Origin of the sequence: Shewanella sp. Isolate7 (genome assembly GCF_022398425.1) — a bacterium.
Taxonomy (GTDB): Bacteria; Pseudomonadota; Gammaproteobacteria; order Enterobacterales; family Shewanellaceae; genus Shewanella.
Genome location: NZ_JAKEVJ010000006.1, coordinates 1 through 16,674 on the forward strand (window position 1 = coordinate 1; position 16,674 = coordinate 16,674).

At 53.0% G+C, this 16,674-nt stretch carries 14 protein-coding genes; 2 read left to right on the top strand and 12 right to left on the bottom strand.

What is annotated here, in order from left to right; all coding sequences use genetic code 11:
* The coding region (locus L1D47_RS02270; RefSeq protein WP_239882385.1) for a transposase at positions 1 to 419 on the top strand (419 nt) is incomplete at its 5' end.
* A gap of 6 nt (positions 420 to 425) precedes the next feature.
* Here L1D47_RS02270 and L1D47_RS02275 read toward each other — a convergent pair.
* From L1D47_RS02275 to L1D47_RS02310, 8 genes are all read right to left on the bottom strand, one after another.
* Positions 426 to 872 carry a DUF2971 domain-containing protein gene (locus tag L1D47_RS02275; protein WP_239882386.1) on the bottom strand — a complete coding sequence of 149 codons (447 nt, stop codon included), beginning with the start codon at positions 870 to 872 and terminating at the stop codon, positions 426 to 428.
* A gap of 155 nt (positions 873 to 1,027) precedes the next feature.
* Positions 1,028 to 1,438: a hypothetical protein gene (locus tag L1D47_RS02280; protein WP_239882387.1), complete on the bottom strand. Its 411-nt coding sequence runs from the start codon at positions 1,436 to 1,438 to the stop codon at positions 1,028 to 1,030.
* A 150-nt stretch (positions 1,439 to 1,588) separates the two neighbouring features.
* Entirely contained in the window at positions 1,589 to 2,074 is a 486-nt protein-coding gene (locus L1D47_RS02285) for a hypothetical protein (protein ID WP_239882388.1), read from the bottom strand.
* Between the two features lie 256 nt (positions 2,075 to 2,330).
* Positions 2,331 to 3,308, bottom strand: coding sequence for an FAD:protein FMN transferase (locus L1D47_RS02290; protein WP_239882389.1), 978 nt, complete (start codon positions 3,306 to 3,308; stop codon positions 2,331 to 2,333).
* Positions 3,305 to 4,888, bottom strand: coding sequence for a DUF3570 domain-containing protein (locus L1D47_RS02295; RefSeq protein ID WP_239882390.1), 1,584 nt, complete (start codon positions 4,886 to 4,888; stop codon positions 3,305 to 3,307). Before L1D47_RS02295 ends, L1D47_RS02290 begins: the two co-directional genes overlap by 4 nt.
* 35 nt (positions 4,889 to 4,923) lie before the next feature.
* Positions 4,924 to 5,157 carry a DUF4266 domain-containing protein gene (locus L1D47_RS02300; protein ID WP_239882391.1) on the bottom strand — a complete coding sequence of 78 codons (234 nt, stop codon included), beginning with the start codon at positions 5,155 to 5,157 and terminating at the stop codon, positions 4,924 to 4,926.
* Positions 5,147 to 5,626 carry a TlpA disulfide reductase family protein gene (locus L1D47_RS02305; RefSeq protein WP_239882392.1) on the bottom strand — a complete coding sequence of 160 codons (480 nt, stop codon included), beginning with the start codon at positions 5,624 to 5,626 and terminating at the stop codon, positions 5,147 to 5,149. The genes L1D47_RS02300 and L1D47_RS02305 overlap by 11 nt, the downstream gene beginning before the upstream one ends.
* A 274-nt stretch (positions 5,627 to 5,900) precedes the next feature.
* On the bottom strand, positions 5,901 to 7,979 hold the full coding sequence (locus L1D47_RS02310; protein WP_239882393.1) for a VRR-NUC domain-containing protein: 2,079 nt from the start codon (positions 7,977 to 7,979) through the stop codon (positions 5,901 to 5,903).
* A gap of 176 nt (positions 7,980 to 8,155) precedes the next feature.
* On the opposite strand from L1D47_RS02310, the gene L1D47_RS02315 reads away from it, so the two are divergent.
* Positions 8,156 to 8,575 (top strand): secondary thiamine-phosphate synthase enzyme YjbQ, encoded by a 420-nt coding sequence (locus L1D47_RS02315; protein ID WP_239882394.1) that lies wholly within the window; start codon positions 8,156 to 8,158, stop codon positions 8,573 to 8,575.
* 48 nt (positions 8,576 to 8,623) lie between these two features.
* Here the strand turns inward: L1D47_RS02315 and L1D47_RS02320 are convergent, their stop codons facing one another.
* The 4 genes from L1D47_RS02320 to L1D47_RS02335 form a co-directional block, all read right to left on the bottom strand.
* Entirely contained in the window at positions 8,624 to 12,112 is a 3,489-nt protein-coding gene (locus L1D47_RS02320; RefSeq protein ID WP_239882395.1) for a DEAD/DEAH box helicase, read from the bottom strand.
* Between the two features lie 162 nt (positions 12,113 to 12,274).
* On the bottom strand, positions 12,275 to 13,495 hold the full coding sequence (locus L1D47_RS02325) for an RsmB/NOP family class I SAM-dependent RNA methyltransferase (RefSeq protein ID WP_239882396.1): 1,221 nt from the start codon (positions 13,493 to 13,495) through the stop codon (positions 12,275 to 12,277).
* 159 nt (positions 13,496 to 13,654) lie between these two features.
* On the bottom strand, positions 13,655 to 14,920 hold the full coding sequence (locus tag L1D47_RS02330) for a sugar MFS transporter (RefSeq protein ID WP_239882397.1): 1,266 nt from the start codon (positions 14,918 to 14,920) through the stop codon (positions 13,655 to 13,657).
* Between the two features lie 124 nt (positions 14,921 to 15,044).
* Complete coding sequence (locus L1D47_RS02335; protein WP_239882398.1) at positions 15,045 to 16,670, bottom strand: alpha-glucosidase; 1,626 nt, start codon at positions 16,668 to 16,670, stop codon at positions 15,045 to 15,047.
* Positions 16,671 to 16,674 lie beyond the last annotated feature (4 nt).

The following is a 16,674-nucleotide window of genomic DNA, read 5'->3' on the forward strand; positions in this document are numbered from 1 at the left end:
CAGCGGTAACACGTTATGTGCAACGACAAGAAAAAAGCCTGCCACTGCTGAATCAGCTTGAGACCTGGCTGATAAAATCAGCCCAACAGGTGTTACCGAAAACCAAACTCGGAGAAGCAATACAGTATTGCCTCAACCAATGGCATAAGCTGGTTCGTTACACACTCGATGGTCATCTCGCCATCGATAACAATCGTGCAGAACGAGCAATCAAACCGTTCGTCATAGGCAGAAAAAACTGGTTGTTTAGCCAGACTGCCACCGGCGCTAACGCGAGTGCTATCCTCTACAGCATCATTGAAACGGCCAAGGCTAACGACCTCAATGTGTTCGAGTATGTCATGGTTAGCCTAGAGCAGCTCAGCAAACCCGAAGTCGATATCGAGCAGCTACTACCATGGCAGTTTGCTAAACGCTAGGTGGGATCACCGGACGCTTACAAGTAAACAGCGACTCTCTGACTCATATTTCCATGGCTTATCTTTATGTACAAGGATTTCTTCTGCCTTTTCTCTAGTAATATGGCGCTCTGTAATAATTGGCTTTTTAAGGTATAAAACTCTATGAACTTGTCGGTCATCCATTAACTGAAACTCAATAACACAACCTCTTGCTCCATTTGCATAATGAGACCACATTAGAGGATGATCTTTGTCCCGACTAAAACAGGCTATCCGAAAAGTTTTAAGTAGTTCATCCCACTCTTGTTCTTTATCCTTAGGTATTGTTCCGTCAATCTTAACAACCCCCTCCATCGGATCATTTAACTCATGATGTTGAGCGGCATATAACCTTTCCCTAAGAATTAAGTCGAGCAAAAATTCAAAATTATCAAGAGATTTATATTTGTAGAAAACTTGTTGTTTAACCATACGATATCCAGAAAAAGGCTCTTAACACCCACATAAAAGCCAGCAACACTTAAGCGGCGATTAGTTTAAACTTGCAAAGCACCAATGCTAAATCGCCGCGTTGTTTTGATATCCCAGCCAGCCTTCGAGAGACTTGATGCACTTTTTGTTCGTTGCTACACAAATTTAACGTAAGCTCTTAAGTCACAAAGCTCCTGCCAAATTACCTTGGAAATTATTTTTTTAGAGTAGCCATAATACCCCCATGTCGTAGAGAGGTCATCTTGCCAGCAAGTGTCACAAGTTAAAGCCTGAGTAGGAACTCTGTTTTGGAGAATATCTTTACAAACTTCATCTAAGCTCTTTGGGTTATTGCAGTAACAGTTGAATTTAGGATCTCGCTCGCGCCGATGTAGCTGACCAATTTTTCTCTGGTAGATATTGGGATGACATTTCTTTAACCGCTGCTCAACTGAATCCTGAATATCTAAATTGCCCTTTCTAATGGCATTATCGCGAATGACCAATAGCTTTTTTGAGTCATCATCGTATCGACCTTGATTTATGGAAACTCTAAGATCAGCCATTGCTTAATTTACCTCGGAAAACATAACGTTCTGTTAAGCTATTAGCAACACAATACCGATGCCTCTGCAAACAACCTTAATCACTTAAAGCAACGCAGAGTGAAAATGTCACGTGTTGCGAATAACTCTTAAACGGATTGGTATATAGCTTTAACACTTTGATATACAGGGGTTTGAAGAGCTTAGGTTACATTTTTCAGGTATCTTTATTGATTCAATCGAAGGTAACGACAAACAAGAAGCTAAGATATTTATGGCTTCTTCTCGTTCTTTACCAGTCATACTTGTGAATACAAATCTAGCGCCTTCTTGATATAAACGCTTTGCGAGTAATGGAGCCCTTTGCTCAAAAATAGGACCAGTTGACTCTAACAAAACAAATTTTTCGAACTTCAGTATATCTGCACGATGAACTTCGGAACCTTTTATTCTCGTCGGCTTGATACCAATCCAATTGATCTTTCGATCGATTCCATAACTGCAGGGCTCATCACCTAAACCTCCAACACCTATTACAGCATCAAAATCATAGTCACGGATTTCCCCCATACAGTCGTTGATACCAAACTCCCCCTCCACATTGGGATCACCAACGTGAGTTCGCTTGTAAACGAATATGTTCTTTATATCTTGCAAGTTCCCTCCTGCTACATAACATTCTATTAGTGCGCATGCGCATCTATTTGGCAAAACGCGCATGCACATTTAACGAATCTATTATTGATGACTTACTAATCTAAAGTCATTGATTTATAACCACTCTAGCAAAATCCTGCCGGATAAACGAGCACCAGAATGAGCAAAATGAGCGTTGATATTGACTCGCTCCCGCGACTTAAATACCTGAAAGCTATTTATGAAAAGCTAATCATGAAAAATTAGCCATGAAAAGCTAGCCTCGGATAATGTGATGAACGACGCCCTGACGAGAAAGGAAGTCTTCAGCCATCTCCCCCTGTAACATGGCCAGGGTCGCCAACATGCCCGCCACCACACAGGAAGGTGCAAATACGCTGACTGACATTGGCGCGCCTTCAATGGGATAGCCAGTGCATGAGTCAATAATGTGACCATAGCGCTTGCCTCCACATAGCAGATAGCGGCGCGAATGACCGCTGGTAGCCAGTGCACCGCTCTTAAGTGTCACCCCCCTGGCCGCCGAATCGAGTGCATGGGGATCTTCTATACCTATCAGCCAGGGCCGCTCGCAGCCTGGCGAGGCAAGCATATCGCCGCCTAGATTCACTAACAGATCGTGATCAGGCAGCCCGCTGGTCATGATAGCCATGGCTTTATCAGCGGCGTACTCCTTGGCGATCCCGCCAAGATCTATCCCCATGCCCTCGGGTAGATAGAGGCGCTGATCTTCGATAACGAGGCGCTCAAAGCCTACCTGAGTAAGCGCCGCCCTAACCTTGTCATCACAAGGCAGACCTGCGCCGTGAGCCGCGCCGAATGGCCAGAGGGCTAATACAGGCTCGGCGGTAATATCAAACTTGCCCTGACTGAGCCGATAACAGTGCTCGGCAAATTTGAGCAGCCCCAGGGTTTCGTCGTCTATGGTTTGCCAGCCCCCGGCGCCGCGATTGATCTGGGTAAGCTCGCTGCTATCGCTAAAACGGTTGTACTTGGTCTCGATGCGTTTGACCTCGGTCATGGCGCGCACTAGCGCATCAGCAACCCGCTGGTCATCACCAAGACCTTCTTGGCGCACATTGCGCTTAGGGTCTTGTTTAGGCCGAACCAGCAGCTCACAGCGACTGGCCATGGCTTTGAATTCGCCCTTGAGTCCTTCGCAGCCGGGCACCTCAGCTGCGTCGTCATCAAGCAGTGGTGACAGGCTAAAACCCTCAACAAAGTCTGGGCTCAAAATCTCATCCCAAATTGCAGTACTATGGCATCGACCCTAGGAAACTGATCGAAGTCAGCCAACTCACCAGGGAGTTCAACACTGGGATTCTGCGGCCGCTGCTGATAGTAGGCGAGCCGCACACTGGCAAGCATCCCCTGCTCTAGCCTTTGACCGTATTTGACGCCAAGGGTATAGGTCTGCATCTTACCCAGACGGTGATCTGCCGAGGCGAATTCGGGCAAGGGCTCGCTCTCGGTCAAATAGAGATGGTAAAACTCGGCGGCCTGCTGCCGATAGGCCCTGAATTGCCACTGCACAAAGGCGCCGGCACTCAGGTTATAGCGATAACGCGCGTCCAAGGTGTGGGCCTGAAGCGACCAATCATCGTCACTGTAGCGATAGGAAAAGGTGAGCGTGCCGCTATCTAAGGCGCCCTTGGTCATCAGGTAGAGGTTATGTTTGAGCCGCTCATCGGGGCGCTGCTCATAATGATAGCCAAGTGCCCGTCCACTAGTGTCGACTCGGCTAACGACCTTATAGGCGTCATTAAGGTAGCCATTGACACTGGAGAGGCCGTAGCTTAGCTGAGCCTGCCAGCGACGATTAAGGGTCTGGGTCACCCCGACATTCAGGTCGAGCGTGCGTTTGAGCGCGGTATCGTAATAGCGGGTGGCATCGAACGCCTGCCTAAACTCGGCCTCGCTGGCAAAGTCCTCTCGAAACACCATCTCACTCAGCCCAACAGGTCGCCCCCCCACAGGATTAACGATATCGAAATAGTAGGCCGCGCCGGCAAACACCTGGGTATTGCTCTGGTTAAGGGAATGCTCGACACCGGCGTTCAGCCCCAGCGAGGTGTAGTCATACTCGCGAGAGAGATACCCGCCGAGACTCGTCTGCCATTTGGCGGAGAAGAGATGCTGCCAGTTGGCACTCAGCTGTAGTCGGGTATCCTTGAAGGTATCATCCAGCGGCAGTTCGCCGCTGCTGGCCTGATAGACGCCGGTGCCCGAGGGACGGGTAAAGCTTTGGGGCCGCGCCTGAATAACAGCCCCATTTGCCGAGGCGCCGGTTAACGCATCTAAGGCGATCTTGCCACGAATGATATTGGTATCGTCCAGTGCCTGACGGTAGTTGATAATGCCTTCTGCCGCCGTGACCCTGTCCTGCTCCTGATAGTAAACCAGTGCGGCATCGATGGTCGCCCCGGCGAGAAGATCGGTTTCGTCTTGCTCTGTGGCACTCTCACTCGTCTGAGTGACTGCACCAGAATTGGTGCTGGCTTGGTCATTGGCCATCGCCTGCTGACTCAAGGTTGCCCCGCCGACACCGAGAAACAGACTGCTGGCCATCAGTAGCGATGCCATCACAGAATCATGGTCAGAGATTTGGGCTTGTAGCTGAGGCTCTTGTCGGGTTTTAAACTGACCTGCCTTCGCCCATGCACTTTCTGCCGACTCTAGCGACTCTAGCGACTCTAGCGACTCTAGCGACTCTAGCAGCTTTGGCGGCTTTGGTAACTCAACAGCCACCTTGCTTGCAGAGTGATTTGAAATTGCGATCCGATTGGGAGTCAATCTGTCCTTCTTGTCGCTCACGCGATCTTCCTTTTCCCTGTTATCTCTAAAACAACCTAGTTACAACCACAACCACCACCGGCGAGTGTACGACCGCCGCTGGCGCCCTCCTTACTGAAATAGATATGATCTTCTATCGCCATATCCATCTCGTCGGCTTCAAGCTGCATATCTTGGCGGGCAAATTGGCCCCGCTCCCAAGGTTTTACCCCAAGGTTGGCACAGCCAGTAATTAAGGGGGTGAGCAACAGGGCCAACAGAATGCTCACGCGGCTTGCACTAGTTTTCATTCTTTGCCCTCTTCATCAATAGCGATTGGATCTCCTGCTCGACGGCGAGTTGCTTCGACTTAAAGAATCCTAGATGCTCGCTGACCAGCTGCCCTTCGCTATCAAACAGGTAACTACTGGGCATCCCCTGCAGATTAAAGTGGCTCGCCACCTCGCCCTTGGGATCGTAGAGGATATCGAAACTGGTCTTGAAGTCCGCCAGAAATGGCCCCGCCATCTCACGCTTTTCATCGAGATTGATCGCAACGATCGCCAGCCCCTTATCGCCATAGCGCTGATGCATCAGCTCCATCCAGGGAAAAGAGTCGCGACAGGGCGCACACCAGGAGGCCCAAAAATCCACATAGACCACCTTGCCCTTGTAGGCCTCGAGTGAGACCTGCTCGCCGCTCAAGGTGCTCGCACTGAGATCTAATCGCGGCGCGCCGTGACACAGGGGCAAGCTCGACAGACATAGCAGCAGCGCCATAGATAGGCGTCTCCCCGCTACACTTTTAATGCGCCCGGCAATTTGCATCGCTATCTCCTCGCATCATTCCATTTGTTGCCACCAGAGGGACACTATCACTAAGCGCTATCTCTACAAACTGTATCTACGCACTGTCTCTAAATGACTTCAAGGTGTTATCAATCTTGTATCTTATTATGCGAGGTTAGCAAAAATACAGCTGATGGGAACAGCTAAAGATCCAAATCGCGTAACATAAACTAGGCGACGTTAACCCAAAACATGCTGAGCAGTATTATTCCACTGAAGATTCTGCCCAGGAGAGATAACAGACACTGGCTTTAACGCCGTGACGATTAAACCAGTCCAGCCAGATGGTCTGATTGTCTCTTAGGCTATCTCCCGGCCCTTTTACCTCGATAAGCTCGGCGGATACCCCTTTATGTTGAAAGTTTGGTAAGCCGTCTTCCCTGCTATCTTCATTGCTAGGACGCTCTAGGTCTAGCTCTAGGTCTAGATGAAAACAGATGAGATCGGGAAAGCCAGCACGATAGTAGCGGAGATCGAACAGCATATGTCGAAATAGGTTTGCCAGAAAAGCACCGCTGAATGCTGCCAGTGCCAGCTCCAGTAACAACGGTGTCTGATCCTTTTCGCGGCTTTGGGCTGATTCCAACCCTAGGTCATCGAGGCTTAACTCTTCAAACAAGGGCCAATGTACCCAGTCGTTGGTGATCCCGCGTTTGGCGTGAAAATGACTGACGATCACCTCGATATCGCCGGATGCCAACGCCGCAAGGCGCGCATCTATGGCACGCTTGCGCCGTGGATAGAAGGCGCTGTGGTACATATCACTCGGCCTGCTCTGGTAGGGATTGGCAAAGGCGCCACGCACATCGGCGAAGATAATGTCCCAAAAGGCCAGGCCAAACAGGCTAGCGAACAGACGGTTCTCTACCTCGACACAAAGATGCATCTGCCTTTCCTGCACACGAGTCAGATGCCTAGCAGCGCTTTGCTCGACACGCTCTGCGTTTAAGGCTCTATCTTCCTGGCTCTCATCGGTAGCTGTGCGCTGACACTCAAGTTTGAAGGTATCAAACTCCCCTTGCCAAGACTTGGGCGCCGCCCTTCTCAGGCTGCGATGAAGGCTTTTCTGCAAACGCCTTGCGACCAGACGCTCACTCTCCTCCAAAGGTTCTGCTAACATCAGCTCAACTAGCCTTAGCGCTTCATCATCGCGGCCAAGCTTATTCAGGCAGCGAGTCCGGCGTTCCCGGCTCGGCGGTCTCTCTGTGTTAGCATAAAGGGCTAATGCGCGCTCAAAAAGGCCTAAGCGCTCCAATTGGCGCGCCGCCATTAGCCAGAGTACCTGGGTCATGCGGTTCAGCTTTTCATTGTTAGCCTCTTTAGATAGATTGTCAGCCTCTTTAGAGAAATCGGGCAGCTCGGTGAGACTCTGGCAAAATGAATCAATTTTTTTGACATCAAGGTCACATGGCTTACCACCCAACCCACCCTCTTCAAACTCCCGGTATAGACTAGATAACGTATACAAGCCTTCTAACTCGGCTCGCGTATTAAAGCTGCGACAGGCGATGCTCACCGAATATGCTTCAAAATTATGAATGCCAAGATCGGCCAAGATAAACTGACTCAGGGACTGACTCATACGCTCGAAATAGAGTAGCTCGAAACGTCGATAGACGGCCTTGGGACTCAGGCAGAACCAATGCCACTCGGGCGCCAGCCCCGCAAGCAGTCGCGCCAATAGGCCCGCGTTTTGGGCATACTCGATAAGCTCGCTCTTCTTCAGCCGCTTAATCGCCGCGCAACCGAGGTTCGAAGCCTCTGGATTGCCAGGCGCTGATTGACTGGAATCTTGCGCTAACAAGGCCTTAATAAGCTCCGCCTTGGTGCTCTTTTGCAGCAGCCAGCTCGTTTCGGGCCGCTCATAGTCGATCAGTTCGTGAGCATGCAGCTGCGAGATGGCCGCCGAGATATCTGTGATTTCAATGTAGCTAAGCTGTGGCAAGCAGAACCAGGGCCCCTTACGCGAGATGAGTCTCACCAGCAGACACTGAGCATCCTGTCCCAACGCCGAAAAAGTGCTAATAAAGCCCAGCTCAACCTCATCGAGCAGATCGCCATAGCGATGCTCAACACCTTGGAGCATGGTGTTGAAATTATTAAGGTAGTAATAAACTGGCAATGCAGGTGGCATCTTGGCGGCTTGCTTTGACGGCGCTAGCGCTGGCGACGATGACGACGGTGATGATGATGACGTGGTTAGCGGCGCTGGCATTAGCGGCGCCGATTGCACGATTTTACCTTGAACATGCCCCTCTACTGGCTCCAGTCTTTGCTTAACCATTAACGTTTTCTATCCCTGTATTTTTCTCTTCATCTTCGCCGCTTTAAACGCTAAGCGGCAAATCCCATCAAACAGACTCTACGGCAGGCTTTACAAGCTTAGGGAGTTGGCGCACTCTTAGCAAAATAACAAAAAGTGCCAGCATTTGGCGATAAAACAGCGTAGGAAAAATCATCATGTGGATTCAAGTCGAGATAAATCTGCCCCCGAAACAACGCGGGTATCACCTGATCACCGAAGAGATCTATCGCGCCGCCCCAGAGCTTAGCAAGATTAAGATAGGTCTCGCCCATCTGTTGTTACAACATACCTCGGCGGGAGTCACGCTCAACGAAAATGCCGACCCCAGTGTGCGGGAAGACTTTGAGCGCTTCTTTAACCGTTTGGTCCCGGAGAATGAGCCCTATTATACCCATACCTATGAGGGGGACGACGACATGCCGGCCCATCTGAAGTCGTCGATTCTGGGGGCGGAACTTACCCTACCTATCACCGACGGAGAGTTCAATCTGGGTACCTGGCAAGGGATCTACCTGTGCGAGGCACGCAACCGCGCCGGGGGCCGTACCCTGTTACTCACCATCCAGGGCGAGTAATCTCGAACAACTAATCTCGAACAACTAATTTAGGGCAAGTGGCCCCTATCAATCTGCGACTGGCTGCTCTGTGAGAGGTTGAAGCAGAGCCAGCCAATCATCCTTATCCATCTCCGCGGCCGTTAGGCTCTCGGTCTGATACATGCTTTGGGCTAGCGCCTGTTTGCTCTGCTGCAGCTGCTGAATGCGCTCCTCAACCGTGTTCTGACAGATAAGCTTATAGACGAATACCGGCTTGTCCTGCCCTATACGATAGGCCCTGTCGCTGGCCTGCTCTTCGGCAGCGGGATTCCACCAGGGATCCACATGGATCACCACATCCGCCTCGGTCAGATTGAGTCCAGACCCACCGGCCTTTAGGCTGATGAGAAACACATTGACCTCGCCGCGACGAAAACGCTCTATGATGCGATCGCGATGGCGGCTTCGCCCGGTTAGCATCTCATAGCCTATCTGCTGGCAATCCAATTGCTCGGCGATCAGATCCAGCATACTGGTAAAGGAGGAGAAGATGAGAATGTTGCGGCCATCTTCAATCATGTTCGGCAACTTGTTCTCTAACCAGGCTAGCTTGGAAGACTCGACGTTAGCCTCATCCTGGCCGCCGTCGTAGGCGGTATTCTTCGCGTTTGTTTCTGCGCCCTCTGAGCTGGCCTCGGCAAGATCCGCGCGCTCGCCAGCCTGAGCCAGATTGAGCATCGACGGGTGACAGCAGACCTGGCGAAGCTTAAGCAGTGCGTTGCTGATCATCAGGCGGTTCGCCTTGGCACCGGTTTGCCGCAGCGCCAGCTGCACCTGCTCCGCCACCGTCAGGCGTATGGTCTCATAGAGATCCGACTGACTCTGGCTCAGCTCAATCAAGGTGTTGATCACCGTCTTGGTCGGCAGTTCGGTCGCCACCTGACGCTTGGTGCGCCTGAGCATAAAGGGCGCCAGACGCTGAGCTAGTCGTTGGCGGCTGGTGTCGCAATGATCTTTCTCTATCGGCTGTTTAAACTGGCGCTGAAACTGGGTCGCCGTGCCGAGAAAGCCTGGCATCAGGAAATGAAACAGCGACCAGAGTTCACCCAGATGATTCTCCATCGGCGTCCCCGTCAAACAGAGACGATGCTTGGTCTGCAGGCGGTTCACCAACTTAGTGATGCGGCTGCGGCTGTTTTTGATGGTCTGTGCCTCATCTAAGATCACCTGATGCCAGTTAAGCTTGGTCAGCCGCTCGGCATCCTGAGCCAAGATGCCGTAGCTGGTGATCAGCACATCGACATGGGTCAGCGCCTGCTCATTATCGTGACGGGCACGGCCGCTCCAGATGAAACTCGTCAGGCTAGGGGTAAACTGCGCGATCTCTCGCTGCCAGTTGCTGAGCAAACTGGTGGGCGCCACAACCAGCACCGGCGCCTTACACACACCGGCCTGTTTATCCAATAAGATGCTACAAAGGGTCTGCAGCGTCTTACCCAGGCCCATGTCGTCTGCCAGTATGGCGCCAAAGCCATGTTGCTTGATAAATTGTAGCCAGGCGACCCCTTCTACCTGGTAGGGGCGCAGCTCGGCGTTGAGCCCATTGGGCGCGACAAAGTCCGCGGTACCTAGCCGGTCGCCTCGCTGGGTTTGCGACTCATTGAGATAACGGCCTAGCGCCTTGGCATGTTGCCTGAGCTTGGCCTCGCCCGACCAGGTGAGCGCCTGCTTTGACTGACTCAAGGCGTCATCGAGCAGCGGGATGCGGCCGAGGTGATGCCTGGCCAGCACCAACTTCTCCTGATCGTTTAGGGGCTGCTGGGTAAAGAGTTCGTCCAGCACAGCAAGTATTCGCTGCACGCGGCTCGCCGGCAGCGTCAGGATCGCGCCAGATTCTAGCTCGAGCGCCACCTCCTGTAGCTGCTGCTCGCTCCCCTGTTTATCAGACTGCGCAGCACCGCTGTTTAACGCCGGGCTAGTGCCTATATGTGGGCTAGTGCTTAGATCAGGGCTGGTCGTGAAATCCCGGCTTAGCTTGCCCTGTCGAATCAGGTTAACCAGCAGAGGCAAGAGGTTAACCCGTTTCCCCTCGACCTCGACCCCCAGGCTAAGCTCGAACCAATCCTTGTCGGTGCTGTTTACCTCGCCATACCAGGCATTGGCCGCCACCTGAACGAAACGCTGTTTGGCCACCAGTTCAATCTGCCAGCCCTTAAGCGACAGGGTGCGCAGCAAGATCACATGCTCACTCACCTCGTCCGGTACCAATCGTAGGCCATAGTTGAGGGTTTCGGTGACCGCAGTTTCAAATTGGCTAGTAAGTAAGGGTAAGGGGTTGAGCATCAGCTGACACTTGGCAAACTGCGCCATAAAGGCCTTATGCCCGGCGCCCAGGTAACTTAACGCTTCGAAATCATATAGCCTTCCGCGATGGACCATAGAAAATTTCGCGACATCTATGGGCGACAACATAGGCTCGTGCCAGTGCTGCTCCAGGCTCTCGCGGGCGATCTCAAGGCGTGGCAGCCAGTCACCGTCCAGATCCACACCCTCTAACAGCTGTTGATTAATCCGCTGATCCTGGCGTTTATCTAGGATCCCCGTGCCCGAGCAGGTATCTAGCCAGACCCCGGCGCAAAGCGGCAACATGAACTCTTCGTCCAGATAATCTTCATCATAGTGGGTCGCCAGACGCACGGGCTCACCCGCCACCTTGCCAAAGAAACAGCGTCCGCTAGCAAACAGCAAGCGATAAAAATCACTGTCGAGTGTGGCTGAATGTTCACTGGAAAGAGGCCGTGAGGAGCAAAAGGCGTCATTAGCGAGCGAACACTTGAGATCGATAAGGATCGCCTGCTCAAGCGAGGCTCCTGCCTGCGACACCTGTTGTTGCTCTGCCAGTGCATCCAGGCGTGACACCGCAGGGCTTAGGTACTCGGGTAGCTGTGATAGAGTGCTATCGGCACGCAAATTTTCACTGCTGGTTTCGGGGCTAGTTTCGGATCTAAAAGTCTCACCCGTGACTTGGCCCGCAACCTCTCTGAGTAGGTGCAGTAACTTGAGATCTGTCTGACTGACATACTTGGGCACAGGCTGGCTCTGCAGCAGCTCGAAGCCTAAAGGTCCCTTGAGCTGATAGCGGCCATTCTTGTTGAGATAGCCTTTTAACACCTTGAGCTGCAAACCTGTCTCGCTCGGGCTTAACAGGTAAAGGATGCGATGGCGCGCCATGGTGGGGAAAGGATCGAAACGCTCCTTGAGATCGCTGCGAAACAGGCGAATCGCCGTATCTGAGCGTCTGGAACGTCCCTGCTCTTCGAGTGCGCTATGAGCCGCCAGCTCGATCACCAAGGCCGCCTGATGCAGACAGCGTGGCTGACCGCAGTCACAACGACCGCTCACCTTACCCTGATCGTTAAGGGAGACTTGGCAAGATAACTTAGGCTCGCCCGCGAAGACACCACGAATAATATGGGCGCGGCGCTGACACTCCAGCAGCCGACCGTCCAATAGGGCTTGCAGCGCAGAAAACCTTTCTTGATGTGAAAACTCTTGTACAGCCGTTTGTAGTAACATCGTCCGAGAAAAAAGCAGATAGACCAAGATCAGCGATTGAAAGGAGAGATGATATCACTATTTGTTGGGCCTGTTGTAGCCCGAAAGGAGGCAAGTGTCGGCTTACTGCGCAGTTGCCCACGCCCTGAGCCGACACCTGTGACCCAGATCACTGAATGCAGATTAAGCAGAGATCGCGGTGCGTTTCATGCGCGCCAAGTAGAAGCCGTCGAAGCCGCTGTCGGCCACGCTAACGGTTTCATCGTCGATGAAGCTAAAGTGTGGATTGGCAGACAGGAAGGCATCTACCTGCTGGCGATTCTCCTGTGGCATGATGGAGCAAGTGGCGTAGATCAAGATGCCGTCGACCTTCACCATGCGGCTATAGCTCTGCAGGATCTCCTTTTGCAGCTCGACCAATACCGGCAGACGCTCCGGCGTATCACGCCACTTGGCATCGGGATTACGCTTGAGAACCCCAAGGCCAGAACAAGGCACGTCCAGCAGCACCCTGTCGGCGCTCAGTTTAAGACGCTTGATGGTCTTGCTGCTGGCAATGATGCGGGTCTCGACGTTATGGGCTGCGGCGCGGCGCGCTCGCTGTTTCAAGTTGTCCAGTTTCCACTGCTCCACATCCATGGCAAGCAGTCTGCCCTTACCCTGCATCTGCGCGGCAATGGCGAGCGTCTTACCGCCGGCGCCGGCGCAGGCATCGATAACTCGCATGCCAGGCTCTGCGCCTACGGCCGCCGCGACATGCTGAGAACCAGCGTCCTGCTGCTCAAACAGCCCCTGCTTAAAGCTCTCGGTGCGAAACAGCGCCGCATCAGAGATAACCTCGAGCGCGCTCGGCACACCCGGCACCTCACGGGTCTCGACCCCTTCCTTTGCCAGGCGCTTGACCAGATCCTCACGATCTGTCTTGAGCGGGTTGACGCGCAGATAGCGCTTAGGCGCCTGTGCCAGCGCGGCGCGCTCCTTGGCCCAGTCATCGCCCAACTGCTGCTGGCCCAAGGTATCGAGCCATTCGGGGCAGCCATCGAACAGGGCTTCCTGCTGCTTGGCATCGGCTAAACGCTGGTTAAAATCGGCTTCTTCGATCGCCAGGGTGTACTGCAACTTAGGTATAGGCAGCTCGTTAGCCATGTGCCAGGCATTGAGCAGGCGTGATCCCATACGGGTTATCTCATCGGTTGAGATATCGGCCAGATGACAGTAGAAGTTGAGACGACGCAGCAGATCGCCGGTCACATAGGTGATACGCGCCTGCTCGGACGGTGCTAACTTCAGTCCAGAGAAGTGATGGGAATAGGCTCTGTCCAGCGGTTTGCCCTCTTCCAGCACCATGGCCAGCACATTGATAACTAATTCGGTTGAACTTGGAGATAGCGACGCATTTAACATAGTAGAGCCTAAAGTAGCAGAGCCTAGATAATAAAAATCGCTGGCGATCATAGGAGTTAAGCCCCTATTAGGCAAGCGCTAGCAGCCATTCTGGCAATAAAAAAGGCAAGCATTGCTGCTTGCCTCTTACTAATGGCATTACGGTAAACGCATTATGCCTTAAAGCTTAGACCCTTTCACGCCATAAAACATAATAAACAGGTAACAGATGATTGGCAGGAAGAAGGCCTGCTGGATACCAATATTATCGGCAAGCACACCCTGCAGCAGCGGCAGGATCGCGCCGCCCACGATGGCCAAGCACAGCACACCAGAACCTTGTGAGGTGTGAGGGCCAAGATCCCTAAGTGCCAGACTGAAGATGGTTGGGAACATGATGGAGTTAAACAGGCCAACCGCCAGAATCGCCCACATGGCGACGTTACCCTTACTGGTCATGGCCAGCGCAACCAAGAGCGCCGCCATCAGGGCGTTGAAACCAAGTACGGTACCGGCAGGCACCTTCTGCATCACGGCACTACCGATGAAGCGACCCACCATGGCACCGCCCCAGTAATAGGTGATGTAACTCGCGGCGCTGGCCTCACTGAGTCCGGCAATGTCATCCTGGGCCAAGAAGTTAACCAGGAAGCTACCGATAGAGACCTCGGCGCCCACGTAGACGAAGATACCCACGGCGCCCAGTACTAAGTGAACAGATTGCAGCGCGCTGGTCTTGCCATTATGCACCAGCTCGCCTTGCTCACCGCTTTGGCAATGCTCTTTGATCTGCGGCAGATCCAGCTTGGCAAATACCAACGCCAGAATACCAAGGGCACTGGCGAGGATCAGATAAGGCAGCTTAACCACTTCCGCCTCGGCCTGTGCCTGGGTCAGGGTCTCGCTGGCTTCAACGGCAACCGAGAGAATTAGCACGGCGCCAAAGTAAGGCGCAACTGTGGTGCCCAAGGCGTTAAAGGCCTGGGTCAGGTTTAGACGGCTAGAGGCGGTTTCGACGCTGCCCAGGGCGTTAACATAGGGGTTTGCCGCCACCTGCAAGATAGTGATCCCAGAGGCCAGCACAAACAGTGCGCCCAAGAAGAGACCGTAAGTCGCCAGCGCCGCCGCAGGATAGAAGAGCGCGCAGCCCAGCGCCGCGATCAGCAAGCCTGTGACTATCCCTTTCTGATAGCCAAGGGCCCTCACCAGCTTACCGGCCGGCATAGAGACCAGGAAGTAGGCGCCGAAGAAGCAGAACTGGATCAGCATCGCCTCGGCATAGTTCAGCGAAAACGCCGCCTTAAGGTGGGGGATCAATATGTCGTTTAGACAGGTGATAAAGCCCCACATGAAAAACAGCGAAGTCAGGGAGACTAACGCGAAACGATAGTTCTCCTGCTCGCCACCGACCCCGGTAGCTGTGCTACTTTGTTGCATCATTGCCATGGTTAAGTTCTCTTTTGTTATTTTATCTTTCTGATTGTGCTGTTAACTGATTGTGCTGTTAAAAATTTTCACGCAAATAGATTGTTTTGAGCCCTGATTTCTGGAGACCTAGATAGCCAAGCCTCTAGTTAACGGCGTAGAAACAGCCAAAGGGAGCAAATTGTATCGAATCACCCGACAGCTCAGCCTTAGGCAGACCGTGCCCGGCCAACGGCGTCAAGCTGGTCATCCCCTCGCCTGCAAGGCTGTAGCTTTGTGGCTCACCGCTCAAGTTAAAGGCCACTAATAAGCTCTGCTCACCTAGGCGTCGTTCAAACACCAAGAGTGCGCCAGTTGACTCAATAAATTTGATATCACCCGAGATCAACACGGGGTGCTGCTTACGCCAGGTCAGCATATGGCGGTAGTGATTCAGAATCGATGCGGGATCGGCCTCTTGAACGTCGACCGCCATCGCCTTGTGAGCTGCCGGTACAGGCAGCCAGGGGCTATTGTCACTGAAGCCGCCATGGTTAGCGTCATGACGCCAAGGCATAGGCGTTCGGCAACCGTCACGCCCCTTGAACATAGGCCAGAAGGTGATGCCAAAGGGGTCTTGTAGCTGTTCATAGGCGATCTCTACCTCACCCAGACCCAGCTCTTCTCCCTGATAGATACAGACGCTGCCCCTGAGGGAACAGAGCAAAGCATTGAGCATCTTGCCCATGTCCGCATTGAAGGCTTCTCGGCCCCAGCGGGTCGCGACACGCTGCACGTCGTGATTACCTATCGCCCAACAGGGCCAGCCATCACCTATGCTCTGCTCAAGGGCCTCGACAGTTTGGCGAATATAAGCCGGGCTAAAGTCATCGGTGAGCAGCTCGAAGCTGTAGGCCATATGCAGGCGATCCTCACCCTGGGTATATTCGGCCATGGTGGCCAGCGAGTCTTCCGATGAGACCTCGCCCAGGGTAACCACGCCGGGATATTGGTCGATAAGCGCGCGCAGCTCCTCGATAAAGCCGACGGTCTGCGGGCGGGTGTTATTGAAGTAGTGATACTGGTAGGCGTAGGGGTTATCTTCGCTAAAGCCCCTGCCCTGACGCTTGTCTGCGGGCTTGGCCGGATTGTCTCTGAGCTGCTCGTCGTGATAGCAGAAGGTGATCGCATCGAGGCGAAAGCCATCCACTCCCTTATCGAGCCAGAACTTGACGTTCTGCAGCACCGCGCGGCGTACATCAGGGTTGTGGAAGTTGAGATCCGGCTGACTGGTTAGGAAGTTGTGCAGATAATATTGTTGACGACGTGGCTCCCACTCCCAGGCGCAGCCACCGAAGATCGCCAGCCAGTTGTTCGGCGCCGTCCCGTCGGGCTTAGGATCGGCCCAGACATACCAGTCTTGCTTGGCATTGTCGCGGCTCTGACGGCTCTCGCTAAACCAGGCGTGTTGATCTGAGGTATGACTCAACACCTGATCGATAATCACCTTGATCCCCAGACGATGGGCCTTGTCGATCAGCTCGTCGAAGTCGTCCATGGTGCCAAACAGCGGATCGATAGCCAGGTAATCACTGATGTCATAACCGAAGTCTTTCATCGGTGACTTGAAGAAAGGCGAGATCCAGATGGCATCGACATTCAGGCTCGCAATATAATCGAGTTTACTGATAATGCCCTGTAGGTCCCCGACACCGTCGCCATTGGAATCCATTAAGCTGCGAGGATAGATCTGATAGATGACGGCGCCGCGCCACCAGTAGAGTTGGTTCATTATC

Bases quoted from the DNA above. Each gene is read 5' to 3' on its own strand.
- L1D47_RS02275 (WP_239882386.1), bottom strand. From the start codon at position 872: ATGGTTAAACAACAAGTTTTCTACAAATATAAATCTCTTGATAATTTT.
- L1D47_RS02280 (WP_239882387.1), bottom strand. From the start codon at position 1,438: ATGGCTGATCTTAGAGTTTCCATAAATCAAGGTCGATACGATGATGAC.
- L1D47_RS02300 (WP_239882391.1), bottom strand. From the start codon at position 5,157: ATGAAAACTAGTGCAAGCCGCGTGAGCATTCTGTTGGCCCTGTTGCTC.
- L1D47_RS02305 (WP_239882392.1), bottom strand. From the start codon at position 5,626: ATGGCGCTGCTGCTATGTCTGTCGAGCTTGCCCCTGTGTCACGGCGCG.
- L1D47_RS02310 (WP_239882393.1), bottom strand. From the start codon at position 7,979: ATGGTTAAGCAAAGACTGGAGCCAGTAGAGGGGCATGTTCAAGGTAAA.
- L1D47_RS02315 (WP_239882394.1), top strand. From the start codon at position 8,156: ATGTGGATTCAAGTCGAGATAAATCTGCCCCCGAAACAACGCGGGTAT.
- L1D47_RS02320 (WP_239882395.1), bottom strand. From the start codon at position 12,112: ATGTTACTACAAACGGCTGTACAAGAGTTTTCACATCAAGAAAGGTTT.
- L1D47_RS02325 (WP_239882396.1), bottom strand. From the start codon at position 13,495: ATGTTAAATGCGTCGCTATCTCCAAGTTCAACCGAATTAGTTATCAAT.
- L1D47_RS02330 (WP_239882397.1), bottom strand. From the start codon at position 14,920: ATGGCAATGATGCAACAAAGTAGCACAGCTACCGGGGTCGGTGGCGAG.
- L1D47_RS02335 (WP_239882398.1), bottom strand. From the start codon at position 16,670: ATGAACCAACTCTACTGGTGGCGCGGCGCCGTCATCTATCAGATCTAT.